Below are 24994 nucleotides of genomic sequence, written 5' to 3' on the forward strand. Positions count from 1 at the left end.
GTCTTAGGAGGGATAAGATTATGGGACATATTTTAAAAATGAAACCAGTGTTTAAAGAGATGATCTGGGGCGGACATAAGCTTAAGGATGTGTATGGATACGAGATCCCCAGCGACCATACGGGGGAGTGCTGGGCAGTTTCTGCCCATAAAAACGGTGACTGTACGATTGAAAACAGTGAGTTTGCCGGCAAGACACTGTCATGGCTTTTTGAACACCACCGGGAACTGTTCGGCAATATAGAGGGAGAGGAATTCCCTCTGCTGGTAAAGATCATTGACGCCAGAGATGACTTATCCGTGCAGGTTCATCCCAACGATGAGTATGCAAGGGTTCACGAAGACTCTCTGGGAAAGACAGAATGCTGGTATGTGCTTCAGGCAGATGAGGGCACTAAGATGGTCATGGGCCATCACGCGAAAACAAAGGATGAGTTTATCAAAGCAATCGAGGAAGACGACTATGACAATCTCCTGAATTCCTTTGCCATCGAGAAGGGGGATTTCTTTTACATCCCTTCCGGGACACTGCATGCCATCTGCAGCGGATCTCTGATCTATGAAGCCCAGCAGTCCTCCGATATCACTTACCGCGTTTATGATTATCACCGCAAGGATCAGGACGGCAACGAAAGACAGCTGCATGTACAGCAGTCCATAGACGTTACCAATGTGCCTGCACAGATTGGCAGCAGCAAATCCTTCCGTGAAACTCAGCTGGAAAACGGAACGAAAGTAAGATATGTTGAGAGCGAATTTTTTAAAGTGGACTGCTATCGGTTAAACGGTAAAAATACAGTAGAAAACGATGCGCCGTTCCAGATGGTCAGCGTGATAGAAGGAGAAGGGATGATCGATGGACAGAGTGTTAAAAAGGGAGATCATTTCCTTATCTGTTCGGATCAGAAGGAAACTGTTTTCGGCGGGACAATGGATGTTATGATCGCAACGCTGTGACCTGAATTATAAAGCCGAAAAATCAGGTATGTCTTTGATATGAGGTATTTTAGGAGGGAAAATGTGAAAGACAAAATATTCGGGGTATTACAGCGTGTGGGACGGTCCTTCATGCTTCCGATCGCAATCCTGCCTGTGGCCGGGCTGCTGCTGGGAATCGGACAATCACTGACAAATGAAACGATGCTCAATGCCTATGGCCTGATGGGGGTTATGGGACCAGATACGATTCCGTACGCAATCTTGAAAGTCTGCGGGGACTGTGGAAATGCTGTGTTTGGGAACCTGCCGCTGATCTTTGCCATTGGGGTAGCCGTGGGTATGGCAAGAGCTGAAAAAGAAGTAGCTGCACTGGCAGGAGCTATCGCGTTTTTTATCATGCACACAGCCATATCGGCTATGATTTCTTTAAACGGAGGAGCAGAAGCCATGCGTGAGGGTGCAACGGCTTCTGTTCTGGGGATTACCTCCCTGCAGATGGGAGTGTTCGGCGGTATTATCGTTGGACTTGGAGTTTCTGCGCTGCATAATAGATTTTATAAAATCAAGCTTCCGGAAGTATTGTCCTTTTTCGGTGGGACAAGATTTGTGCCTGTGATCTGTACGGTCGTATTTGTATTTGTGGGAATCCTGATGTATTTTATCTGGCCTCCCATTCAGGATGCAATGTACGCGGCAGGGGGCATGGTCAGCGCTTCCGGGTATTTCGGTACGTTTATCTACGGGGTCATGGAGCGGGCACTGATCCCGTTCGGCCTGCACCATGTATTTTATCTGCCATTCTGGCAGACTTCGTTAGGAGGTACAATGGAGATCGGCGGAAAGATGGTCGAAGGCGCCCAGAATATCTTTTTTGCCCAGCTGGCCGATCCTGGAACTATCCATTTTGCAGTGTCCGCCACGCGATTTATGACGGGCAAATTTCCGCTGATGATCTTTGGACTGCCGGGTGCCGCATTTGCGATGTACAGGTGTGCAAGGCCGGATAAAAGAAAAGCGGTGGCCGGCCTGCTGGCCTCTGCGGCGCTGACGTCGATGCTCACAGGCATCACGGAACCCCTTGAGTTTACCTTTTTATTTGTGGCGCCTGGATTGTATGCGATCCACTGCGTTTTCGCGGGAGCTGCATATATGCTCATGCATATGCTGAAGATCTGTGTGGGCCTGACATTTTCCGGAGGCATCATTGATATGTTCCTGTTCGGTACCCTGCAGGGTCAGTCGAAGACAAACTGGCTCATGTTCATTCCGGTGGGGATTGTATATTTTACAGTATATTATTTTTTATTCAGTTTTCTGATCAGGAAGCTGGATCTGAAGACTCCGGGGCGGGAAAAGGAAGACCAGAATATAAAATTATATACCAGAGCTGATGTGGCTGAGAAACCTTTGGAGGGCAGCCCTGAAATTGACGGGTCTGATATATCGGCTCTGATCGTTGCCGGCCTGGGCGGTAAATCAAATGTGAAAGATGTGGACTGCTGTGTGACGCGTCTTAGGTGTACGATCTCGGATCCTGGCAGGGTAAACGACAGAATCTTGAGAGAAAGCGGCTCCCGGGGCATCGTAAAGAAAGGCGACGGGGTTCAGATCATTTATGGACCGATGGTCACTGTGATAAAGTCCAATCTGGAAGATTATCTGGCAAGCAGCTTGTCTGACAGAGCGGCGGAAGCACCGAGAGTCCCTGTGGCAGAAGAGGTGCCGGAGGTGGCAGTGGAAACTGTCTGTATGCCGATCAATGGAGAAGTAGTAGAACTGGATGAAGTGGAAGATGAGGTCTTTGCAGAAGCGATGCTCGGGCAGGGATTTGCCGTAAGACCTTCTGACGGAAACCTGATTTCGCCTGTAGACGGCACGGTCACTGCGGTGTTTAATACAAAGCACGCCATCTGCATCACGTCCGGCGGCGGTGCTGAGGTCCTGGTCCATATGGGAATTGATACGGTGAAACTTGCCGGGAAATATCATCATGTGAAGGTAGAGCCAGGCATGAGAGTGAGAAAAGGGGACCGGATCGCTGAGTTTGATCTTGAAGAGATCAAACAGGAGGGTTACTTTGTCACAACACCGGTGGTGGTGAGCAACAGTGAAGAGTATACAAGCATCACCATAGAAAATACCGGGCACCTGGAAGCCGGAACAAAAGTGCTGACATTAAAAAAATAGAAATAGAACTTATATGTAAAAAAGATCTTTCTGCAAATGTCTGCAGGAAGATCTTTTTTCTGGAGAATTATTTACTTTGATCCTGTAAAAGCTGGATCATCGTATCAGTTGCTGCATTCACAGTATTGATTTCAGACTCTACTGAACGGGATGCGATGTGGGCTGTCTGGATAAAGTGATCCATCTTGAGCAGCTCATCAATCCAAGGTTCCCTCTGGGGAGGTTCTGAGGTGAAGACGTCGGATGCACAGGCGTAGATCTCCTTGCTTTTTAATGCTTCGTAAAGTGCATATTCGTTTACAATTCCGCCCCGGGCTGCATTTACTAAAACAGCCGTGTCCTTCATCATTTTAAATTCTTTGATTGAGATCATGTCCTTTGTCTCTTGTGTAAGCGGCACGTGGATGGAGATAAAATCACATTCCTTCAGGATTTGTTCCACAGATGTTTGTTTTGCGTTGTATTCAGCCAGTACATCTTGGGCAGCGTCAAACATATCATAGATCAGAACTTCCATTCCGATCCCATTTGCTATTCTTGCAACATGTTTTCCGATATTACCAAACCCGATAATACCAATTTTCTTATGAAAGAGTTCCAGTCCTGTTGGTTTGTTCCAACCGTGACTTTTGACATTTATAGCATTACTCACAATATGCCTTGCAGCCGCAAACATCATTCCGATGGTGAGTTCTGCGACTGCATTGGAATTCGTTCCAATACAGCGGCCGACTTTAATCCCTAGTTCTTCACAGACAGAAAGATCAATATTATCGGTCCCAACCCCGAATTTCACAATGGCTTTCAGGTGCCTGCATTCCCGGAGGAGTTCTTCATTCAGTTCGTCAACACCCGCGATGATCCCGGACGCCCGCTTTGCTTTTTCTGCAAACACGTCTTTTGGAAGTGGTCTGCCTGTATGATTGACGTCCATTTCATAGCCAAGTGCTTCTAAACGTTTTCCTGCTTTACTGCCGTATTTTGCATACCCTCTCGGTGTTACTAGAATCGTTTTCATAGGCTCATCCTTTTCTTACGTCTGTTACAATATCACGTAGCTTTTTTGCGTTTGCCGCAATTTCCTCTGTGGAACCTTTGGTAAGTAATCCGCCCAGGCCAACGCAGTCAGCTCCGTTTTCAAACCACTCTGCAAGGTTGTCGAAGTCAGCTCCGCCCGACGCCATGACCGGCACCTGGGGGCATGGCACTTTTACCACTTTAGCTAAGCTGGGGCCGTAGTAATTGGAGATTGGAAATGCCTTTATAAAGGATGCGCCTGCCTTTAGTGCCGTCAACATTTCAGTATAAGAAGTACATCCCGGCGCATATGGAATCTGGTATAAGTTGCAAATTTGCGCGACACCTTCGTCATAACAAGGGGCAATGATAAATTGTGCCCCGCTCATAATTGCAAGGCGGGCCGTTGTTCCGTCCAGGACGGTGCCCGCGCCGACCAGCAGATCCTCCTTATATTTCTTTTTTAAAGCAGAGATCACTTCTCCGGCGTTGTTGTTGGTATAGCTGATTTCAAGCACGTTGACTCCGCCATCCAGGCATCCCTGGGCAATCTCATAACCACGTTCCACGGTTTCTACCCGGACGATTGCCATTAAGCCGGTTTTTTTGATTCCTAAAATAATTTCTTCCTTTTTCATTCTTATCTCTTCTTTCTTTATAAGTCTCTGGATGTAATAAATTTCATTTTGTCTAATTTGGTCTTTTTGAAACTATCCTTAAGATGCGTACCGCCTGTGTAGTTATCAATAAAATATCCCTCAACTAAGACAGGATGAACGTATACCTCTGCCTTCTTTGCCTTCATAAGCTGAGGATTCCGGCTTTTGCGGTTTTTATCAAAGGTGGCCACACTGCTGGAATAGTCTGTATGACGAAGGTGCAGCTGATCCATTTTTTTCTTCCACTGGGTGCCGTAGAAATGCCGCCATTTACTCCCGTTAAAAAAACTGTTTCCAATGTAACGGACAGATTCAAATTTGTATTTTTTTAACAAGGGTATCAATCCGTAAAGAACCGGAATATCATAAAATGCACAGTGGTGGGAGTCTATATTCATTAGAGAAAAACCTCCGCTTAAATACTTTTGGATCTGTGCTTCTATTTCCTCTGCGATGACATCTGCGTACATTGGTGTAACCCGGTGCAGAAAATCGGGGTGAAAATCAAACAGATCTGATCTGGCATATTGTTTCAGTTTCTTGATCCCGGCGGTTAACGGGGTCCCATCGAACAGATTGATATGTAAGCCGACCTTGTGCTTAAAGTCATTTTTTTCTGCCAGGGACACTGCCTCATCAAAATAATTCGTGTTGGTCACCACAGAAGCCTGGGAGCAGAAACCTTCATCGAAGGCTTTTGCGATTCCCAGATTTGCTTCATGAGTCAATCCAAAATCGTCAGCATTTAGTATAATCTTCATGGTTTATCCTCTAAAAGAATCCGATCAGTGTTCCCACTGTGCCAATTAGGATCAGCACGAGCAATATGATGTTGACATTAACTTTTTTTCTCAACATAAATACAGTTAATAGAGTGATTCCCAACGGCAGGATACCTTTTAAGATACTGTCAAATACCGCAGTCTGTACGTCCAGTGTACCTGTGCTTAAATTTAACTTTAATCCGCAGGATACAGTTACATAGGATGCCACCAGTCCTCCCAGTACCGTTGCCCCGACGATGGTTGCTTTTTCGGTTACTTTGTTTAATAAACCGCTTCCGATGATCTTTCCGATTCCTTCGCGTCCCATATAGTAACCTTTGGTATAGGATAAGTAACCAAGGCCGAATAACACAACGCCAATGATTATCAGGTAGATGATCGGTCCTAAGAAGTTTCCGGCCTTTGCCATTCCAAGGATAATACCCAATGCTATGGGGGATAACGTTCCCTGCCAGATTGTGTCGCCGATGCCTGCCAGAGGTCCCATCAAACCTGTTTTGATGCTTGAAATCATTTCTTCGTCTACATCTTCACCGTTTGCTTTTTGCTCTTCTAAGGCAAGAGTAATCCCTAAGATACAGCCTCCTACATTAGGTTCTGTATTAAAGAACTCCATGTGCCGTTTGCATGCGTCTTTTAATTCCTGTGTCTCTTTTCCGTATAATTTTTCCAGGCTCGGCGCCAGGGTATGCAGCACCCCGGAGGCCTGCATTCGTTCATAGTTGTAGGTTGAATGGCTGAAGAATGTCCAGATCAGATAGGACTTGATGATATCTTTTTTACTTAATCTCTTTTTTTCTATGGTTTCCATGTTGATTCCTCCCTAACTTAAAGCTGAACTTTCGCTGTTCTGTAAAAGTGCTATAATCACTGCTAAAATACCGATGACCACCAGTGGCAGGTTGATATAAATAGATAAAATAAAACCTAACAGCAGATATAAGTATGCTTTTGCCCCAGCGTTCGATAAGATAGCTTTAAAATTCATTGCAATACCAAGGGCAGGAAGAATTGTCCCGATCGTAGTCAATACATCAATCACCGGTGTTCCCTTTAATGCCTGCAGCATGCTTGTAATAACACCTGACCCACTGTATACGGCAATTGCCACCGGAATGGTATAAATGATGCACTTAAAAATCTGGGAAGGAACGATGTTATAGAAAATGATTTTCTTTACATCTCCTGTCTCCGCGATTTTATCGGTTCTATGGACAATGAAAATATCCCCTGTCATATAAATCATCCATAATAAGTTGCCCAGTAAGGAAATCGGTACTGCAAGTGTCACTGCGACTCCTGTAGACGCATTTGAAATGATTGCCAGTGCTGTTCCGACAGTTCCCGCCAGGCCCTCATCCATGGTCTGGGCGCCGCCTGCCGTAATCTGTGCAAGATAGGTTACATTGATCGCCGCACCGACCATACAGCCTTTGACAGGATCGCCTAAGATAAGACCAACCAGGATCCCGGATATTAAAGGCCTTCTCAACGCCCAGCTCATGTTAACAGTAAGCCATGGTGTCCCATTTGCTCCCAAATAGTAGACCAGGCCAATCAAAACTGCCTGTAAAATTGAAATATGCATGATTCTCCCTCCGATTAAAGTATTTTATTTATCTCTACAGTTTCCATATTTGGCACGACCTGAATATAGACATGTACATGCTGTGCTGACAATTGCTTCAACATATCTCTTTCTTCATCACTTGCTGAAATATTTTTATATAATTTTTTTCGTTCTTGAGTAGAACCCATTCCGCCTAAATTGATTTCTTTTACTTGGACACCTTTTTCAAGCAAATCCAGAAAAACCTTGGGTCCCTTTGCTAAAATAATAATGTTTTTATCCTCATCTTTTATCTTTTCTAAATACTCTGCGGCGTCGTCAATAGTCATTGCCTGAGCGTTTAGGTGCTTTGGTACTGCACCTGTAATGACTGCGCTTAAAAATGGATCCTTTGCGACTTTGTCGTCGACGATCACAATTTCATTCCCTCCCACATGCTGGACCCATGCTGTCATGACTTGACCGTGAATCAAACGGTCATCAATCCGTGATAATACTATTTTGCTCATAATGTCCCTCCTCTCTCCATATTTAATGATAATTTAGCAATTCCCTGTTTTCCGGTCTCAACAAGATAATCTGCCAGCTCATCCAGTTTCATATCGTTTCTTTTCAAAGCTGCTTCCACCAGCATAGATAAATTAATTCCCGACACACAGATAACATGTTTGTCCCTGTTATGATGAATCGCCTGGGCTGCGGCATTGTATGGGCTGGCCCCTAATAAGTCTGTCATGAATAAGATATCGTGATCTGTGCCCGCGGCGAAAGAATCGACCCTTTTGATAAAAGTATCAATACTATCCTCATGCCGCAATCCAAGAAACCATATATTTTCCTGCTTCCCTATCATAAGTTCCAATGCATCGATCATACCTTCTGCAAGTCCCCCGTGTGTCGCCACTATAATGTCTGTCATCTACATCCTCCTTTATCCGTTAAATGGTAATTCGTTCTGTATGCGCTTACATCACTTGGGCATATCCTAACCCACAATCTTTATATACGCAAATTTTTTATATACACACTTGATTTACACTCTATTTGAGTTTTTTACTGTGGATTTTGCATAAATTTTAAGTTTCGTGTATGATAAGTGTATATTAACTACGGCTGATTCAATTTGTGTGTGTTATAGAAACACCGTAATCAGCACCAAATATACGCAGGAGATATGGCCATGTCTACGAACAAAGAGAAGATTTTATCCTATTTAAAAGAAGAAACCTTGCAATGCATCAATCATCATAATTTTACCTTTGAAAAATGTAATGCGCTTATCCTGTCGATGGAGTTATATATTGACAGGACAAATGTGTCACGTATCCTAAATGATCTGCACAAAGAAGGAAAATTAATCAAGAAGGCAGGACGCCCCACCACTTTTATTTCAAGAGAGATCATCCGGAACTCTTTTCCTTTTGTATCCATCCCTGATACATTGAATAAAAATGAAACCATTTCAGACTTCATCCGATATGACGTACCTGCAAAAGAACAGACCATCGTCCAGTCGTTTTCTATGGTCGGAAGTCAGCAAAATGGGTCCTTATATGAAGCTGTAACCAGAATCCTGCCTGTGTTTTATCTCCCTAAATATTTCTTTAAGATCTTTTTTATGCAGGGGGAAGCTGGGACGGGGAAGAAGTTTTTCTTAGAAGAAATGTTAAACCGTGCAAAAACGTTGGGATTGGCTGCCCGGGAATCATCGGTTTATTATATTGAATTCAGCGATATCTACGTCAATCTAAGGCAGAGCATAGAGATGATGGAAAAGGATCATAATATTTTTATCCTGGCAATCGAGTTTGTTCAAAAAAACGTAGACTTTGAAATCTTAAGCGGTTTTGTACATTCTCTTGAAATTCAATATAAAAATAAAAAAGACGCGCCGATGATCGCCTTTATTGGGGCATCAGAATTACAGTCGGACCTGCTTCATTCCATCAGTCCTGTCATCCTGAACTTTCCTTCCGCAAAAGACCGGCCGCAAACAGAGTTGATTTCGATTCTATTGAGTATGATCCAAAAAGAGAGCAACCGTTTAGATAAAACAATGTTGGTATCTTCCCAGTTCATTCAGCTGGTTTTACATAAGTGCAGCAACCTGCATCAATTAGAAAATGAGATTTTATATACAATTTCAAGGATTCTCTATACATCAAGTACTGCAGGCAAAAACAATGAACTTATGTTAGATGCATCGGTCCTGCTTGATAATGAAAGGGATGATTTTATAAAATCCATTCCTGAACTAAAGGCAGAGATCCCTGACAAGATACAGATCAGACCAAACGGAGAAATTGATTTTAATAAATTGTTTCTTAACTCCCATGAGCCTTTGGCTGAAACAAAAAATATAGTTTCAGATTATTTTACAAAGCAGCTGCTGATCTGTTCCAGGGTGACTGGCGTTGTATCTGAGAACAGTTATTCCGGCGATAGGCTTATTTCGGGCATCACAAAGGCATTCAATAAAAGTGTATTCTGCCAGGACCCATTTTTAAAAGAAAAAGTGGAACATATGATCCTATCTGTATTCCGGAAAGATAAAAGTCTGGATATTGTGAAGGAAACCTCTTCTATGGATATTCAAACACCGCAGATGAAATCACTGTTCAACAATCTGCTTCAATTAGCACAGACAAACCACTGCAAACTGTCAAAAACCCAAGAAAAAATGATTCAATCTATACTGACATATGCCCACTTCATCATGAGTGATATCCATATACCTGTGATTATTACCTCCAAATATCATTTGCTGGCAAGCAATTACGCAAATATCTTCAATTTATTTTTTGACCGGAGAATCATACATACCTTTCCTGCTGTTTTATCCGGAAAAAGAAATGAGACACGAACGAACCTTGAGAACTTATATGAATTTGCGGTCAGTATTAATCGGGGGCAGGGGGTCCTGATCTTATCAGACGCAGATATGAAACAAACCATTACCAATTACTTTTTTCCTAAGACGAAGGTATTGTCTTATAATGTCCAGTTTCATTCCTTTATTCTGGTGAAAGAGATTTTAAGGCTGTCTGTGAAGAAAAATGCCAGCATTATTTCCATCATCCCAAATCTGTTAATAAGCCAGAATGATGAGATAAAGATATTAAAAGACAACCAGTTAAAGAGTTATACTTTAAGATCCGCGGATAAACATCTCTTGTTTGCGTCCAAGCTTACCCCCGGAATCAATACGTTTACAACGAATGAACTGTTTTTCCGTGCTCTGAGAGCAATTGCAAAGAAGCTTGATATTAAGTTAAATAACAGCCTGATCTTAGAATTCCTCTTTCATGCAAATTGTATCTTATTTCAGAAGAAACATGATTTTGATTTTTCTAAAAATGTCATGGATCACATGGATATTGATTATGCTGTCTTAGAGGTCATCCAGCAGAAGATACAGGAGCTGTCCTCGCCTGATTTTCATGTATCTGCATTTACCATGAAGGATTATCAGATTTTGTATGAGGCTGTTTTCCACAGTGCGCTGCAGGGCTGATGGGAGAGATAAAGAATCGGTTTTCCGTCTTGACATTCCGCTTTTGTGTGATAAAATAAGGAATGATAAAGACAGAGAAGGTGCACAGTAAGGAAGTCTTTCCCGAATTTCACACCGGAGTCGTATCCCTGAAAGAACAGTAGGGGATAACGTTATCTGCACGTTACGCAGGATACTAAGAGCCAGGTTGTTTTTGTACCTGGAATTAGGGTGGTACCGCGAGATGATTCCCGTCCCTTATATATAAGGGATGGGATTTTTTTATTTCCATAAAACAAGGAGAAGTGATTATGAAGGAGAAACTTGAGGCGATTAAAAAAGAAGCCTTGGAGAAGATCAACACAGCAGATGCCATGGACGCTCTGAATGATATCAGGGTAGCGGTTCTGGGCAAAAAGGGAGAATTGACCCAGGTATTAAAGGGCATGAAGGATGTTGCCAAAGAAGAACGTCCTATCGTAGGACAAATGGTCAACGATACACGTGCCGTCATCGAACAGGCACTGGAGCAGGAAATGTCTGTTCTTAAGAAAAAGATCATGGAAGAAAAGCTCAAAAAGGAAGTCATTGACGTAACGCTTCCGGGAAAGGTGCATGAAAAGGGCCACCGCCATCCGAACCAGATTGCCCTGGAAGACCTGGAGAGGGTATTTATCGGAATGGGCTATGAGGTTGTGGAAGGCCCCGAGGTGGAATACGATAAGTATAACTTTGAGATGCTTAATATCCCGGAGAATCATCCGGCGAAGGATGAACAGGATACCTTCTTTATCTCAAAAGATATCTTATTGAGAACACAGACATCACCGGTACAGGCCCGTGTGATGGAGACTGGTAAAATGCCAATCCGTATGATTGCGCCTGGAAGGGTATTCCGCTCAGACGAAGTGGATGCTACCCACTCTCCGTCCTTCCATCAGGTAGAAGGACTGGTCGTGGACAAAGGAATCACCTTTGCGGATCTGAAAGGGACACTTGAACAGTTTGCCACTGAATTTTTCGGACCGGAGACAAAAGTCAAATTCCGCCCTCATCATTTCCCATTCACAGAGCCAAGCGCGGAGGTGGATATCACCTGCTTTAAGTGTGGAGGAAAGGGCTGCCGTATGTGCAAGGGAAGCGGCTGGATCGAGATCTTAGGCTGTGGTATGGTGCATCCAAATGTGCTCAGGGCATGCGGGATCGACCCAGAGATTTACTCAGGTTTTGCCTTTGGAATCGGTCTGGAACGTGTGGCGCTCCTGAAATACGAGATTGATGATATGCGACTGCTTTATGAAAATGACAAGAGGTTTTTAAGCCAGTTCTAAAGCGGCAATTTCCGTTCGGCTCTTAGAATGCTTCACTCCAATCATATAGAAAATGAACGTAATGTCTTCTGGAGAAGGGCCTCTGTCAAAAAAATGTGCTGCTTTTCGATAGTTATTTACCACTATTGGAGGAGCGCATTTCAAAAGCGTGACGGAAATAGTGGTAAATAACTTATAATGATTGAAGGAGAATAGAGAATGAATACACCAATTTCATGGATCAAGGCATATGTGCCGGATCTTGACTGTACGATTCAGGAGTATGTGGACAAGATGACACTTTCCGGATCAAATGTGGAATGTTATGAGGAATTAGATAAAAACCTGGAAAAGATCGTGGTAGGAAAAATTCTTTCCATTGAAAAGCATCCGGATGCAGACAAGCTGATCGTCTGCCAGGTGGATGTGGGAACAGAGACCATCCAGATCGTCACAGGTGCCAGCAATGTATCAGAGGGTGATCTGGTCCCAGTGGTTTTAGTAGGAGGAAGAGTGGCCGGAGGCCACGATGGAAGCCCGAACCCTGAAAATGGCATCAAGATCAAAAAAGGAAAATTAAGAGGTGTGGCATCTTTCGGTATGATGTGTTCAGTGGAAGAACTGGGAACAACCAAAGATATGTATCCGGAGGCACCGGAAGACGGCATTTATATATTTAAGAAGGATGTAAAACCGGGAGATGATGCTGTGGAGGCCATGGGTCTTCGTGACCAGGTAGTGGAATTTGAGATCACCTCAAACCGTGTGGACTGCTTCAGTATGATCGGCATGGCAAGAGAGGTGGCAGCTACATTTCACAAAGAGTTCCATCCGCCGGTAGTAAAAGAGACAGGCAACGATGAGGACGTCAATGACTATATCAAAGTGACCGTAAACGATACAGATCTTTGTCCAAGATATACAGCCAGAGTCGTAAAGAATATCAAGCTTGCACCGTCTCCGGAATGGATGCAGAGAAGGCTTGCGGCCATGGGTATCCGTCCGATCAACAATCTGGTGGACATCACGAACTATGTGATGGAAGAGTATGGACAGCCTATGCATGCCTACGACTTAGATACCATAGCGGGAAATGAGATCATTGTGCGCAGGGCCAAGGACGGTGACAAGTTTACTACCCTGGACGGTGAGGAGAGAAATCTGGACAGCGATGTACTCATGATCTGCGACGGGGAAAAGGAAGTCGGACTTGCCGGAATCATGGGAGGCGAGAATTCCATGGTAACGGATGATATCAAGACATTATTATTTGAAGCTGCTTGCTTTAATGGCACCAATATCCGTCTTTCCTCCAAGAGAATCGGGCTTAGGACGGACGCTTCCAGCAAGTTTGAAAAAGGGCTTGATCCGGAAAATGCCATGGCTGCTATGGACCGTGCATGCCAGCTGATCGAAGAACTGGGAGCAGGAGAAGTGATCGGTGGAGCCGTGGACGTATATCCAAACCCAAAACAGCCGGTGTCTCTTCCATTGGAGACGGACAAAATCAATGCCCTTCTTGGCACAAAGATCTCCATGGAAGATATGATCGAGTACTTCAGACGGATTGACGTGAAATATGATGTGGATACCAACAAACTGCTGATTCCGTCTTTCCGCCAGGATTTAAACTGCATGGCGGATCTGGCAGAGGAAGTGGCAAGATTCTACGGATATGATAACATTCCGGTCACTCTTCCGAGAGGAGAGGCCACCGCGGGTAAAAAGCCGTTTAAAATCCGTGTGGAGGATATTGCACGCGACTCTGTAGAGAAAAACGGATTCAGCGGCGGTATGTGCTATTCTTTTGAAAGTCCAAAAGTTTTTGATCTGCTTCTGCTGCCGGAAGACGCTGGGGAGAGGAAAGCCATTAAGATTTCCAATCCGCTGGGAGAGGATTTCAGCATCATGCGTACAGTTTCATTAAACGGTATGATGACATCTTTGGCTAACAATTACAGCCACAGAAATCAAAATGTGCGCCTGTATGAGTTTGGGAATATCTATCTTCCGAAGGAACTGCCGCTCACTGAGCTTCCGGAGGAACGGATGCAGCTTACACTAGGAATGTACGGAGACTGTGACTTCTTTACACTGAAAGGGGCACTGGAGGATTTGTTTGGAGATCTGGGACTTGGCGGACAGGCTGAATATGTTCCGGTCAAAGACCATCCATTTATGCATCCGGGACGCCAGGCCGATGTGCTGATCGGCGGGGAAAGAGCAGCATATATCGGACAGATGCATCCTCAGGCTGTTGAAAATTATGATATGAAGGGGGAAGTCTATGTGGCAGTCATCGATATGCCGGTGATTTGTGAGAAGGCGACCTTTGACCGCAAATATACAGGCGTGGCCAAGTTCCCGGCTATGAAGAGGGATCTCAGCATGGTTGTGAGAAAAGAAATCTTTGTAGGACAGATTGAGAAGATTTTCAGGGAGAAAGGCGGAAAGCTTCTGGAAGGCTTTGAACTGTTTGACGTCTATGAGGGCGACCAGATTGACAAGGGATATAAATCTGTGGCATATTCGCTGACCTTCCGTGCCCAGGACAGAACACTGGAGGAAGCGGAGGTCAACAAGATTGTCGATAAGATTCTGGATGAATTAAAAACATTGGGAATTGAGCTTAGGGCATAAGTAAGTCACTAGGGGCAATAATAAGAGGAGTAGAGGAAGTGCGATTACTGCAGTTTTTCTACTCTTCTTTTCATTTATGTTAAAAATATTACAAAATAGTTACATATATTGTGAAGATATGATATAATACCGTTGAAAATGTCACAGGAGGATAAGAAAGAAATGAGCTATTTGAAAGGAATGATTGAAGAAATGCAGGAATCAGAGACAAAAAAAAATAAAAAGAAAAACATCATCATATGCATTCTGGCGATTCTGATTCTTATGGCAGCGGGGTTCTTCGGATACCGTATCTACGCAGATTATAAGGAAGAACAATTTTTAAAGGGTGTAAAATTAAGAGAGATCAAGGTTACGCCGAAGGTATTGGAACACAAGGAAAAGGATGTGTTTACAGAAGCTTATCAACAAGAATCACAGGAACAGATTGATCAACAAAAGAAGAAAAATTATACCATCCAAAAACCTTTGGTGGTCCAGAATGCTTATGGGACCAACACTACAGCTCTATATTATTATGGAAAGACGGACCGCGCATCTTATGCCGTGTGCACCGTGGAGGCTCCCGATGCAGGGGCTGCCGTGTACAAGCATACTTTGAAAGCTAAAAAGAAATACAGCACAACCCATGAGTACCAGATCGTGGGACTTTCAGCGGGCACAAGAAATAAGGTGACCATGGAATTTTTTAATGAGGACAAAAGAGCCATTGAAAAGCAATATTTTTATGTGGATATCCCGGAAGATGATGTGATACCCAGAATTCTGAAAAAGACCAGGGGAAGTTCTGCACAAAAGATGGAGGACGGCCTGTTTGCGCTGCTCGGGCATGACAAGGCGCAAGACGCCAATATTTATCTCTATGACAACAATGGAGTGAACCGGGGCCGGATGCCTTTGAATAAATATCGTACAGACCGTCTGCTCTTTGTCGGAGATGACATGGCATATTCCTATGATTTTAACAAGATCGCCATGGTGAATCGGCTGGGCAAGGTCACAAAAACCTATGATCTGGGTGAAAGATATGAATTTCATCATGACTTTCTGTACGCGAAAAAGCAGAATAAATTCATCTGTCTGGTAAACGACAAGGAACAGGATACGATCGAGGATGTTGTAGTGTCCGTAGATGTAAGGACAGGAGAGGTAAAAGAGCTGATCGACTTTGAGGATTACTTTAAGACCATGAGGAATCTGGCCTACCGTCCGAAGAAAAATACTTACGGCGGAACAGGCCTGGACTGGATCCACTTAAACTCCATGAATATGATCGACGACGACAGCATGATATTCAGCAGCAGAGAGCAGAGCACACTCATTAAGATGAAAAATGTGTTTGAGAAACCGGAAGTAGATTATCTGATCCATGGAGGTACGGTCTACAATGGAACGGACTACCAGAAATACATGCTGAAAAAAGAAGGTAGCTTTGTGGGACAGGCAGGGCAGCATACCATTTCAGTGGAGCATGATAAATCTCTTCCAAAAGGACAGTATTACCTGTATATGTTCAATAACAACTATGGTTATTCCGCAACGATCAAAAGCTTTGACTGGAGTATGTTTCCGGGGACCGGAACAATGAAGGAAGGGGAAAAGTCTATGTACTACAAGTATCTTGTGGACGAAAACAAAAGAACGTATAAGCTGGTGCAGTCCTTTGCGATCCCTTACTCCCCAATCGTCAGCAGCGTGGAACACATGAAGAACAACATTTCTTTCGGAAGCGGAACAAGCAAAACCTTTGGGGAATATGACAAGGACGGAAAGCTGATCTATTCCTTTGGCTACGATGCGGATAAGTATTCCTACAGAGTGATGAAGTATAATTTTGAGGGGTACTTATTCCGGGACTAAACTAAGATATACACAAAACTACAGATGAAAAGAAAACCCCGGATATGCAGAGGTTATGCTGCATATCCGGGTTTTGTTGGAGTTATGTATTTTGGTTTGTTTTCCTAGAGCTGGTCTTTCTTTTCCAGGATGGCGGCTACAGCTGCGCAGGCAGGGCAGTCGCAGTATTTAGCTCCGTTTGACTTGATCTCTTTGGCGTGTGCCGCAACATCTTTCGCTTTGTCTGTCCCAAAAACCTGAGCTCCTGCTTCGGACTCTGCAAAACCGATCAAAGTGTCAATGGGCATAATGTCTTCTTCCAATTCGGCAATGTATTTCTTTGTCTCTTCGGCTTCATTTTCGGTATCCACAGCATTCAGCCAGGCATTGGCAGCCTCCCTGGTTTCGGGGCTGCAGGTAGGAGAATCAATCAGTTCGTGGGTTTTTGCAACAACAAAATCTAATACATCTTTTTTCATAATGGGAGCCTCCTCTTCCGTCTGGTTTTGTCTTTATTTTACTCTTGTCTCGTGGTATTTGCAATGGCTTTTAAATTGTCGACTTCATATGGCAGTATAAAGATTCAGTTATAACTAATATAAATAATTAAATCCAGTTGTTTTTTAGTTATAAATAGAATATACTATTCATAATAAAGTAAGAAGGGGGGCAAAACCATAATGATTAAACGAGAACTATATATGAGTCGCATCAGGCCTTTTATTGGTGGTGAACTCATTAAGGTAATGACTGGTATGCGGCGCAGTGGAAAGTCGGTTATGCTGGAATTAATTCAGCATGAGCTGCTGGTTTCAGGCGTAAAGCCGGAACAATTCATCTCCATTAACTTTGAAGATTTGCGGTATACTCATCTACTGACTGCAAAAACCCTGCACGATGAAATTATCAGAAGAACGGAGGATATCGACGGAAAAGTCTATTTATTCTTTGATGAGATTCAAGAAGTCAAGGACTGGGAAAAGTGCATTAACTCATTCCGCGTTGCGCTGGACTGCGACATTTATATCACCGGTTCTAACGCAAAGCTTTTATCTGGCGAGCTTGCCACTTATCTTGGAGGACGGTATGTGGAATTTGTCATTTATCCATTTTCTTTCTCTGAATTTATGGAACTGTATCGTACCGTCAAGCCTGAGAACTCTGTTGCCCAGGGATTTCAGAATTATTTACTATCCGGCGGGATGCCATATCTCAGTAATCTTCGCTACGAGGATGAGCCGTCCCGCCAATACCTGATGGACTTATTTAACTCTGTCCAGCTCAAGGACATAGTGAAACGGAACAAGGTGAGGGATGTGGACTTGCTGGAACGCATCATCGCCTATATAATGGCAAATGTGGGAAACACCTTCTCTGCCTCCTCGCTGGTAAAGTTTTTTAAAAACGAGCAACGTACTGTCGCTGCAGAAACTATTCTGAATTATATTAGATATTGTGTGGACGCATATCTTTTTTACCAAGTGAAGCGGCAGGACCTGCAGGGGAAACAGATTCTGTCCACCAACGAAAAATACTATATCGCGGACCATGGTATCAGAGAGGCTGTTTTTGGCGGAAATATGCGGGATATTAATCTGATTTTGGAGAACATTGTCTATATGGAGCTGCTGCGCCGCGGTTACAAAGCCACAGTTGGCAAGGCGGGAGACAAAGAGATTGATTTTGTCTGTGAAAAGCGCGGACAGAAACTCTATGTTCAGGTATGCTATCTTTTGGCTTCTGAGGATACGATCCAGAGAGAATTTGGTGCTTACGACAGTATCCGGGACAATTTTCCTAAATATGTGGTTTCCATGGACGAGTTCAACATGAGCCGGAATGGGATCAACCATAAAAATATCCGGGATTTCCTAACCGCTGAGGAATGGAATTGACTAGGAATAAAAAACAGGATGTATCAAAAACTAAGATATATCCTGTTTTACTATTTTATATAATTCCTATTGAATAAACATGGCATCTCCAAAGCTGAAAAAGCGGTACCGTTCTCTAACGGCTTCTTCGTAGGCGGCAAGAATATGTTCTTTGCCTGCCAATGCAGAAACAAGCATCAGAAGTGTAGATTCCGGAAGATGGAAGTTGGTGATCAGGGCATCAATCACTTTAAACTCATACCCCGGATAGATAAAGATATCGGTCCATCCACTCTTGGGCTCGATATGCCCGTCCACATCCGCCACGGACTCTAGCGTCCTGGTGCTGGTAGTTCCAACGGAGATGATCCGTCCGCCTTCCTTCCGGGTTTGGTTGATCGCCTGGGCCGCTGTTTCATCCACAGAATAGAATTCTGAGTGCATGTGATGATCCGTCACGTCTTCTACCTTTACCGGACGGAATGTGCCCAGTCCCACATGCAGGGTGACGTAGGCAAGCCTTACCCCTTTTTCTTCGATCTCTTTCAGAAGTTCTTTAGTAAAATGCAGGCCGGCTGTAGGTGCTGCCGCGGATCCCTCGTGCTTGGCGTAGACCGTCTGGTACCGGTTTTTATCCTCAAGCTGATGTGTGATGTATGGAGGGAGAGGCATCTGTCCGAGCTCGTCCAGCACCTCTTCAAAGATTCCCTCAAACTCAAAACGAACCAGCCGGTTTCCTTCATCTACAATGTCAGTGACTTCGCCTACAAGCCTTCCGCCGCCGAACGAGATCCTGGTTCCGGGTTTCGCTTTTCGCCCCGGCTTTACAAGAGTTTCCCAGACATTGTCCTGTCTTCGTTTTAGCAGCAAGACCTCGATTTTAGCTCCGGTTCCCTCTTTTTCTCCGATCAGACGGGCCGGTAGGACCTTGGTGTCATTTAATACGAGACAGTCCCCTTTTTTCAGGTAACTGACCACGTTTTTAAAGACCTCATGTATGATCTCCCCGGTTTCTTTGTCCAATACTAATAATCTTGAGCTTGAACGGTCAGCCAGGGGATCCTGTGCGATCAGTTCCTCCGGCAGTTCAAACGTAAAATCTGATGTTTTCATAAATGCTCCTGCTTTCTTATAATTCTTTCAAACAGTATAGCATTAATGATAAAGTCCGGCAATGCCTCAAGAGAACGGAATTCAGGTTAGGAATTTAAAGATATGCAATTGCTTAAAATATTCCGATACTATATAATAAAACAAGGCTGCCAGGACGTATAAATAAGATTTATAATTGTGCCTTGTTTAGAGATTATCTATAAACAAATCTCAGGAAAATGTGGCAGCATTCAGTGTATAATGGAGGTATCAATGCGAGTAGATTTGACGAATGGCAGGATCGGCCGTTCCATCATTTTATTCAGCCTTCCTATGATCCTGGGCAATCTGCTTCAGCAGCTGTATAATGTTGCCGATACGCTCATTGTCGGAAGGACGATCGGGGCTGCGGCTCTGTCAGCGGTGGGATCGGCTTATGCGCTGATGGTGCTGCTGACGTCGATCCTTTTGGGACTCTGCATGGGCAGCGGGGTGGTATTTGCCCAGTTGTACGGGCGCAGGGAGGAAGACCGGATGAAGACAGCGGTGGTCAATGCCTTTGTCTTTATTTTTGCAGTGGCCGCTGTAATCACGGGGCTTGCGTTTCTGCTTCTGGATGAGATTATTCTTTGGCTTCATATTCCTCCGGAAGCGGCTCCTTTTACCCGGGAATATTTGTTTATTATCTTTTTCGGGATATTTTTTGTCTGCATCTATAACTTTTTTAGCAGTGTACTGCGCGGTATCGGAAATACAGTGGCGCCTCTGATGTTTCTTGCTGTTTCCGCAGTCCTGAATATCATATTGGACATGGTATTTATCTTAAAATTCGGAATGGGGATTGCAGGGGCGGCATGGGCTACCGTCATTGCCCAGGGGGTATCCGCAGCCCTGATTACGGTCTATTTTTTTGTAAAAGAAGGGGAATTGTGCCCCAAGCGCTGTCATATGTACTACAGCCGGGAGCTTTTGGGAATGATCATCAATAACTCCACTTTGACAGCCATACAACAGTCTATCATGAATCTTGGAATTTTGATGGTGCAGGGATTGGTCAACAGCTTTGGATTCTTAACCTCTGCAGCCTTTGCAGCAGTAGTAAAGATTGATGCCTTTGCCTATATGCCGGCACAGGATTTCGGCAATGCGTTTACCACGTACATTGCGCAGAATTATGGAGCGGGAAAACCTGACCGTATCAAAAATGGTCTCCGCTTGGCAGTGGGGATCTCTGTCTGTTTTTGTGTCGCTGCATCTATGATTGTGGTGGCGTTTGCCAGGCAGCTTATGCTGATCTTCATCAAACCGCAGGAGACGGAGATCATTGCCATCGGGGTAAAGTATCTTCATATCGTCGGCTGTTTTTATGCGGGCATCGGGATTTTATTTCTGCTCTACGGACTTTACCGGGGCCTGGGCCGTTCTGCGGTTTCCATCTGGCTGACGGTCATCTCCCTGGGGAGCAGAGTTCTGTTAGCCTACGCTTTGTCAGCTGTGCCTGCCATAGGCCTGATTGGGATCTGGTGGGCGGTTCCCATCGGATGGGCTTTAGCGGATGTGTTCGGGCTTATGTATTTTGGCTGCCGAAAGAAACGGCTTTTGTTGGAATGTAAACAATCTTAAAGATATAAAGGAGTTTTATGAGTCAAGTAATCGTAGTTGGAGGAGGGGCGGCAGGAATGATGGCTGCCATCTGTTCCGCGAAAGAAGGCAATCAGGTTGTCTTATTAGAAAAAAATGAAAAGCTGGGGAAAAAGCTTTTTATCACAGGAAAAGGAAGATGTAACCTGACCAATGCCGGTGATATCGAAGATCTGATGGGCCATGTGGTCACAAACCGGGAGTTTTTATACAGTGCGTTTTATTCCTTCACCAATGAGCAGATGATGGAATGGATGGAGCATTGGGGATGTCCGGTAAAGGTGGAGCGGGGAAACCGCGTATTCCCCGTGTCCGACAAGTCCTCAGATGTGATCCGCGCTATGGAGAGAGAGCTTCGCAGACAGAAGGTCACTGTAGAACTGAATACGGAGGTACGCCGTATCCTGACAGAGGGCGGAAGAACCAGCGGCGTTGAACTGAAAGGCTCAGGAACCCTGAAAGCGGATAAGGTGGTCATTGCCACCGGAGGCATGTCCTACCCTTCCACGGGTTCCACAGGAGACGGATATGGATTTGCAAAGAAAGCCGGACACAAGGTGATGCATTTAGATCCGGCGCTGGTTCCGTTTAATATAGACGGGACAGTCTGTTCAAGGCTTCAGGGGCTTTCCCTTAAAAATGTGGAAGCATCGCTTTATGCAGACGGAAAACGTATTTATAAGGAGTTCGGGGAGATGCTGTTTACTCATTTTGGCATCAGCGGACCGATCATCATAAGCGCCAGCAGCTATGCAGTGAGATACAGAGGAAAACAGTTAAAATTTTGTATCGATCTGAAGCCGGCATTGTCGGAAGAACAGCTGGATCAGAGAATTCTGAAAGATTTTCAGGAAAATATCAATAAAGAATTCAAAAATTCTCTCGGAAAGCTGTTGCCAAAAAAAATGATCCCGGTTATCCTAGAACTATCGGGAATTCCGGAGGAAAAAAAGGTCCATGAGATCACAAAGAATGAGCGGAGGAAGCTTACTGCGCTGCTGAAGGCCGTGCCGCTTATTGTCACAGGCACGAGAGGCTTTAAAGAAGCCATCATCACCCACGGCGGAGTGGACGTAAAAGAGATTAACCCGAGCACCATGGAATCCAGGAAGGTGCGGGGATTATATTTTGCAGGAGAAGTTTTGGATTTGGACGCGCTGACCGGAGGATACAATCTCCAGATCGCATGGTCCACAGGATACCTGGCAGGAATGAATTAGGAGGAAATATCATATGTACAGCATTGCTATTGACGGGCCGGCGGGAGCCGGAAAAAGCACGATCGCAAAAACCATCGCAAAAAAATTAGAGTTTATCTATGTGGATACGGGGGCCATGTACCGGGCTATGGCTTTGTTTTTCATCCGCAGCAAGATCGATGATACGGATGAAGCGGTCATCGACGCTGCATGCAAAAATATCAAAGTCAGCATTGCCTATGAGAACGGGATGCAGCAGGTTATTTTAAACGGAGAGAATGTTACCGGCCAGATCCGGGCGGAAGAAGTAGGGAATATGGCGTCAAAGACATCCGCATATCCGTCTGTGAGGGCTGCGCTTTTAGATCTCCAGAGAGACCTTGCAAAGACTGCGGATATCCTCATGGACGGAAGGGATATCGGGACCAATGTGCTTCCGGATGCGGATTTAAAAATATATTTGACGGCTTCCGTGGAGGTCAGGGCAAAGCGCCGCTATGATGAACTGATCGAAAAAGGGCAGGAGGCAGATCTTGCTGTCATTGAAGAAGACATTAAGAAAAGGGATCACCAGGATATGACCAGAGATATCGCACCGCTTAAACAGGCGGAGGATGCGGTTCTTGTGGATTCTTCCGGGATGACGATCGAAGAAGTGGTCGATACGGTGATCCGGGAATTTGAAAAGGTGAAATAAGAGATGGAAGTAAACTTGGCGAAAACTGCAGGATTTTGTTTCGGTGTCAGACGCGCGGTGGATAAAGTCTATGAGGAAGCAGGGAAAGAACAGGTCTATACATACGGACCGATCATCCACAACTCGGAGGTAGTCTCCGATCTGGAACAAAGAGGCATAAAAGTTCTCCATTCCAGAGAAGAACTGGAGAAGATTTCAGAGGGCACTGTGATCATCCGGTCCCACGGCGTGGCAAAGGACATTTATGAGCTGATCCGGCAGAAGGGGCTGCATCTGGTAGACGCCACCTGTCCCTTTGTCTTAAAGATCCACAGGATCGTGGAGAAGGCCAGTGCCGAGGGAAAACAGATCCTGATCATCGGCAGTGCGGAACATCCCGAGGTAGAAGGAATCAGGGGCTGGTGCAGCAAAGATGTCCATGTGATCTCCGATGCAGAAGGGCTTTCGGAGATCGATCTCGGCTGCAAACCGACCTGCGTTGTTTCACAGACGACATTTAATTACAATAAATTTCAAGATATAGTTGAAATTATCAAGGAAAAGAGTTATCATATAGAAGTATGTAATACAATTTGTAATGCCACAGAAGAGCGTCAACTGGAAGCAAAATCTATAGCACACGATGTAGATGCAATGATTGTCATTGGCGACAGACAAAGTTCTAACAGCCAGAAATTATATGAGATCAGCAAGAAAGAGTGTGGGAACACCTTTTTTGTGCAGACACTTAAAGACCTGGATTTGAAACTTTTTGAATCGACTGGTAAGGTAGGTATTACAGCGGGGGCATCCACCCCAGAGAAAATTATCAAGGAGGTTCATGCTAGCATGACGGAAAAGAGTTTTGAACAATTATTAGAGGAAAGTTTAGTTACGATTCGTAACGGAGAGGTAGTGGAAGGAACAGTCATTGACGTAAAACCAGATGAGATCATCTTAAACATCGGTTACAAAGCTGACGGTATTCTGACACGCAGTGAGTACTCTAATGATGCGGCTAACTTAGATTTAACAACGATCGCCAAAGTAGGGGATACGATGGAGACAAAAGTCCTTAAAGTGAACGACGGAGAAGGACAAGTGTTGTTGACATATAAGAGACTGGCAGCAGAAAAAGGCAACAAGCGTCTGGAAGAAGCTTACGAAAACAAGGAAGTGCTCAAAGCGCCTGTGGCTCAGGTTTTAGATGGTGGTTTAAGTGTGATTATCGATGAGGCGAGAGTCTTCATCCCTGCAAGCCTTGTATCTGATTCTTACGAGAGAGACTTAAAGAAATATGACGGACAGGAAATCGAGTTTGTCATCAGTGAGTTTAACCCGAGAAAGAGAAGAGTCATCGGAGACCGCAAGCAGTTGTTAGTGGCTGCAAAGAAAGAAAAACAGAAAGAATTATTTGAAAAGATCGAGCCTGGAATGAAGATCGACGGAGTTGTCAAGAACGTGACAGACTTCGGTGCGTTCATAGATTTAGGCGGTGCAGACGGACTGCTTCATATCTCTGAGATGTCCTGGGGACGTGTAGAGAATCCTAAAAAGGTATTTTCTATCGGAGATAAGGTTACGGTACTGATCAAGGATATCCAGGGTGAGAAGATCGCGTTAAGCCTGAAATTCCCTGAAGAGAATCCATGGTTAAAGGCAGAAGAGAAATATAAAGTTGGCAACGTTGTGGACGGAAAAGTTGCGCGTATGACTGATTTCGGAGCATTTGTTGAGTTAGAATCAGGCATTGATGCTCTGCTTCACGTATCTCAGATTGCCAAGGAACATATTGACAAGCCATCTGATGTTTTATCCGTTGGACAGGAAATCACAGCCAAAGTCGTTGACTTCAAAAAGGATGAAAAGAAGATCAGCTTGAGCATGAAAGCATTGATCACTGACAATGCAGATGATGCAGAATAAGAGATTGACGGGGCGGTTTCCGATGCAGGAAACCGTCTTTTTTTGACCTGCCAGGGGTTCCCGTCAATCCGCTATTGTAATATGGCTGATTTTAAGCTATAATGTTTTCTAATACGTCTTGCTGTGGCGGATCATTGTCCTGCCAGGA

Annotated in this window: 20 protein-coding genes and 1 other annotated feature; of the genes, 11 read left to right on the plus strand and 9 right to left on the minus strand. The window is 44.5% G+C overall.

Annotated elements, in window-relative coordinates:
* The first annotated feature begins 20 nt into the window (after nt 1–20).
* Complete coding sequence (locus tag CI597_RS03960) at nt 21–956, plus strand: type I phosphomannose isomerase catalytic subunit (protein ID WP_024727992.1); 936 nt, start codon at nt 21–23, stop codon at nt 954–956.
* Nucleotides 957–1019: 63 nt separating this feature from the next.
* The gene (locus CI597_RS03965) at nt 1020–3125 is read left to right on the plus strand and encodes a PTS transporter subunit IIABC (protein ID WP_024727991.1); all 2106 of its coding nucleotides are present in this window, start codon (nt 1020–1022) and stop codon (nt 3123–3125) included.
* Between the two features lie 67 nt (nt 3126–3192).
* Here the strand turns inward: CI597_RS03965 and CI597_RS03970 are convergent, their stop codons facing one another.
* Genes CI597_RS03970 through CI597_RS04000 form a run of 7 tightly spaced genes read right to left on the minus strand, consistent with a single transcriptional unit; the run spans nt 3193 to nt 8075 of the window.
* On the minus strand, nt 3193–4143 hold the full coding sequence (locus tag CI597_RS03970; RefSeq protein WP_024727990.1) for a phosphoglycerate dehydrogenase: 951 nt from the start codon (nt 4141–4143) through the stop codon (nt 3193–3195).
* 4 nt (nt 4144–4147) lie between these two features.
* Entirely contained in the window at nt 4148–4780 is a 633-nt protein-coding gene (locus CI597_RS03975) for a ketohydroxyglutarate aldolase (RefSeq protein ID WP_024727989.1), read from the minus strand.
* Between the two features lie 17 nt (nt 4781–4797).
* Nucleotides 4798–5562, minus strand: a complete 765-nt coding sequence (locus CI597_RS03980; protein WP_024727988.1) for a ChbG/HpnK family deacetylase — start codon at nt 5560–5562, stop codon at nt 4798–4800.
* A gap of 10 nt (nt 5563–5572) precedes the next feature.
* Nucleotides 5573–6397, minus strand: a complete 825-nt coding sequence (locus CI597_RS03985; protein WP_024727987.1) for a PTS system mannose/fructose/sorbose family transporter subunit IID — start codon at nt 6395–6397, stop codon at nt 5573–5575.
* A gap of 12 nt (nt 6398–6409) precedes the next feature.
* Nucleotides 6410–7174, minus strand: a complete 765-nt coding sequence (locus CI597_RS03990) for a PTS mannose/fructose/sorbose/N-acetylgalactosamine transporter subunit IIC (protein WP_006568889.1) — start codon at nt 7172–7174, stop codon at nt 6410–6412.
* A gap of 14 nt (nt 7175–7188) precedes the next feature.
* Complete coding sequence (locus CI597_RS03995; protein WP_024727986.1) at nt 7189–7665, minus strand: PTS sugar transporter subunit IIB; 477 nt, start codon at nt 7663–7665, stop codon at nt 7189–7191.
* Entirely contained in the window at nt 7662–8075 is a 414-nt protein-coding gene (locus CI597_RS04000; protein ID WP_024727985.1) for a PTS sugar transporter subunit IIA, read from the minus strand. Before CI597_RS04000 ends, CI597_RS03995 begins: the two co-directional genes overlap by 4 nt.
* 261 nt (nt 8076–8336) lie before the next feature.
* Between CI597_RS04000 and CI597_RS04005 the strand changes: the two genes are divergently transcribed.
* From CI597_RS04005 to CI597_RS04020, 4 genes are all read left to right on the plus strand, one after another.
* Entirely contained in the window at nt 8337–10670 is a 2334-nt protein-coding gene (locus CI597_RS04005) for a hypothetical protein (RefSeq protein ID WP_024727984.1), read from the plus strand.
* Between the two features lie 65 nt (nt 10671–10735).
* Nucleotides 10736–10911: a binding site (T-box leader), on the plus strand.
* Between the two features lie 49 nt (nt 10912–10960).
* Nucleotides 10961–11980: a phenylalanine--tRNA ligase subunit alpha gene (pheS, locus tag CI597_RS04010; RefSeq protein WP_024727983.1), complete on the plus strand. Its 1020-nt coding sequence runs from the start codon at nt 10961–10963 to the stop codon at nt 11978–11980.
* Nucleotides 11981–12178: 198 nt separating this feature from the next.
* Nucleotides 12179–14599 (plus strand): phenylalanine--tRNA ligase subunit beta, encoded by a 2421-nt coding sequence (gene pheT, locus CI597_RS04015; protein WP_095142879.1) that lies wholly within the window; start codon nt 12179–12181, stop codon nt 14597–14599.
* 162 nt (nt 14600–14761) lie between these two features.
* Entirely contained in the window at nt 14762–16459 is a 1698-nt protein-coding gene (locus tag CI597_RS04020) for an aryl-sulfate sulfotransferase (protein ID WP_024727982.1), read from the plus strand.
* Between the two features lie 104 nt (nt 16460–16563).
* On the opposite strand, the gene CI597_RS04025 is transcribed toward CI597_RS04020, so the two are convergent.
* Entirely contained in the window at nt 16564–16917 is a 354-nt protein-coding gene (locus CI597_RS04025) for a hypothetical protein (RefSeq protein WP_024727981.1), read from the minus strand.
* Between the two features lie 201 nt (nt 16918–17118).
* Between CI597_RS04025 and CI597_RS04030 the strand changes: the two genes are divergently transcribed.
* Nucleotides 17119–18333 carry an ATP-binding protein gene (locus CI597_RS04030; protein ID WP_024727980.1) on the plus strand — a complete coding sequence of 405 codons (1215 nt, stop codon included), beginning with the start codon at nt 17119–17121 and terminating at the stop codon, nt 18331–18333.
* Nucleotides 18334–18399: 66 nt separating this feature from the next.
* Here CI597_RS04030 and queA read toward each other — a convergent pair whose 3' ends face one another.
* Nucleotides 18400–19425, minus strand: a complete 1026-nt coding sequence (gene queA, locus CI597_RS04035) for a tRNA preQ1(34) S-adenosylmethionine ribosyltransferase-isomerase QueA (protein ID WP_024727979.1) — start codon at nt 19423–19425, stop codon at nt 18400–18402.
* A 252-nt stretch (nt 19426–19677) separates the two neighbouring features.
* On the opposite strand from queA, the gene CI597_RS04040 reads away from it, so the two are divergent.
* Genes CI597_RS04040 through CI597_RS04055 form a run of 4 tightly spaced genes read left to right on the plus strand, consistent with a single transcriptional unit; the run spans nt 19678 to nt 24846 of the window.
* Complete coding sequence (locus tag CI597_RS04040) at nt 19678–21027, plus strand: MATE family efflux transporter (RefSeq protein ID WP_024727978.1); 1350 nt, start codon at nt 19678–19680, stop codon at nt 21025–21027.
* 17 nt (nt 21028–21044) lie between these two features.
* Nucleotides 21045–22265 carry an NAD(P)/FAD-dependent oxidoreductase gene (locus CI597_RS04045; RefSeq protein WP_024727977.1) on the plus strand — a complete coding sequence of 407 codons (1221 nt, stop codon included), beginning with the start codon at nt 21045–21047 and terminating at the stop codon, nt 22263–22265.
* Between the two features lie 13 nt (nt 22266–22278).
* Nucleotides 22279–22941, plus strand: coding sequence for a (d)CMP kinase (gene cmk, locus CI597_RS04050; protein ID WP_024727976.1), 663 nt, complete (start codon nt 22279–22281; stop codon nt 22939–22941).
* 3 nt (nt 22942–22944) lie between these two features.
* Nucleotides 22945–24846, plus strand: coding sequence for a bifunctional 4-hydroxy-3-methylbut-2-enyl diphosphate reductase/30S ribosomal protein S1 (locus tag CI597_RS04055; protein WP_024727975.1), 1902 nt, complete (start codon nt 22945–22947; stop codon nt 24844–24846).
* Nucleotides 24847–24994 lie beyond the last annotated feature (148 nt).

The organism is Anaerostipes hominis (ex Lee et al. 2021), assembly GCF_002270485.1.
Taxonomy (GTDB): domain Bacteria; phylum Bacillota; class Clostridia; order Lachnospirales; family Lachnospiraceae; genus Anaerostipes; species Anaerostipes hominis.

What these genes read in the sequence shown, in the direction of transcription:
- CI597_RS04045 (WP_024727977.1), top strand. Translation starts at nt 21,045, where the DNA reads ATGAGTCAAGTAATCGTAGTTGGAGGAGGGGCGGCAGGAATGATGGCT.
- queA (WP_024727979.1), bottom strand. Translation starts at nt 19,425, where the DNA reads ATGAAAACATCAGATTTTACGTTTGAACTGCCGGAGGAACTGATCGCA.
- CI597_RS03980 (WP_024727988.1), bottom strand. Translation starts at nt 5,562, where the DNA reads ATGAAGATTATACTAAATGCTGACGATTTTGGATTGACTCATGAAGCA.
- CI597_RS03995 (WP_024727986.1), bottom strand. Translation starts at nt 7,665, where the DNA reads ATGAGCAAAATAGTATTATCACGGATTGATGACCGTTTGATTCACGGT.
- cmk (WP_024727976.1), top strand. Translation starts at nt 22,279, where the DNA reads ATGTACAGCATTGCTATTGACGGGCCGGCGGGAGCCGGAAAAAGCACG.
- CI597_RS04040 (WP_024727978.1), top strand. Translation starts at nt 19,678, where the DNA reads ATGCGAGTAGATTTGACGAATGGCAGGATCGGCCGTTCCATCATTTTA.
- CI597_RS03985 (WP_024727987.1), bottom strand. Translation starts at nt 6,397, where the DNA reads ATGGAAACCATAGAAAAAAAGAGATTAAGTAAAAAAGATATCATCAAG.
- pheS (WP_024727983.1), top strand. Translation starts at nt 10,961, where the DNA reads ATGAAGGAGAAACTTGAGGCGATTAAAAAAGAAGCCTTGGAGAAGATC.
- pheT (WP_095142879.1), top strand. Translation starts at nt 12,179, where the DNA reads ATGAATACACCAATTTCATGGATCAAGGCATATGTGCCGGATCTTGAC.
- CI597_RS03990 (WP_006568889.1), bottom strand. Translation starts at nt 7,174, where the DNA reads ATGCATATTTCAATTTTACAGGCAGTTTTGATTGGCCTGGTCTACTAT.
- CI597_RS03970 (WP_024727990.1), bottom strand. Translation starts at nt 4,143, where the DNA reads ATGAAAACGATTCTAGTAACACCGAGAGGGTATGCAAAATACGGCAGT.
- CI597_RS04030 (WP_024727980.1), top strand. Translation starts at nt 17,119, where the DNA reads ATGATTAAACGAGAACTATATATGAGTCGCATCAGGCCTTTTATTGGT.
- CI597_RS03960 (WP_024727992.1), top strand. Translation starts at nt 21, where the DNA reads ATGGGACATATTTTAAAAATGAAACCAGTGTTTAAAGAGATGATCTGG.
- CI597_RS03975 (WP_024727989.1), bottom strand. Translation starts at nt 4,780, where the DNA reads ATGAAAAAGGAAGAAATTATTTTAGGAATCAAAAAAACCGGCTTAATG.
- CI597_RS04005 (WP_024727984.1), top strand. Translation starts at nt 8,337, where the DNA reads ATGTCTACGAACAAAGAGAAGATTTTATCCTATTTAAAAGAAGAAACC.
- CI597_RS04055 (WP_024727975.1), top strand. Translation starts at nt 22,945, where the DNA reads ATGGAAGTAAACTTGGCGAAAACTGCAGGATTTTGTTTCGGTGTCAGA.
- CI597_RS04025 (WP_024727981.1), bottom strand. Translation starts at nt 16,917, where the DNA reads ATGAAAAAAGATGTATTAGATTTTGTTGTTGCAAAAACCCACGAACTG.
- CI597_RS04000 (WP_024727985.1), bottom strand. Translation starts at nt 8,075, where the DNA reads ATGACAGACATTATAGTGGCGACACACGGGGGACTTGCAGAAGGTATG.
- CI597_RS04020 (WP_024727982.1), top strand. Translation starts at nt 14,762, where the DNA reads ATGAGCTATTTGAAAGGAATGATTGAAGAAATGCAGGAATCAGAGACA.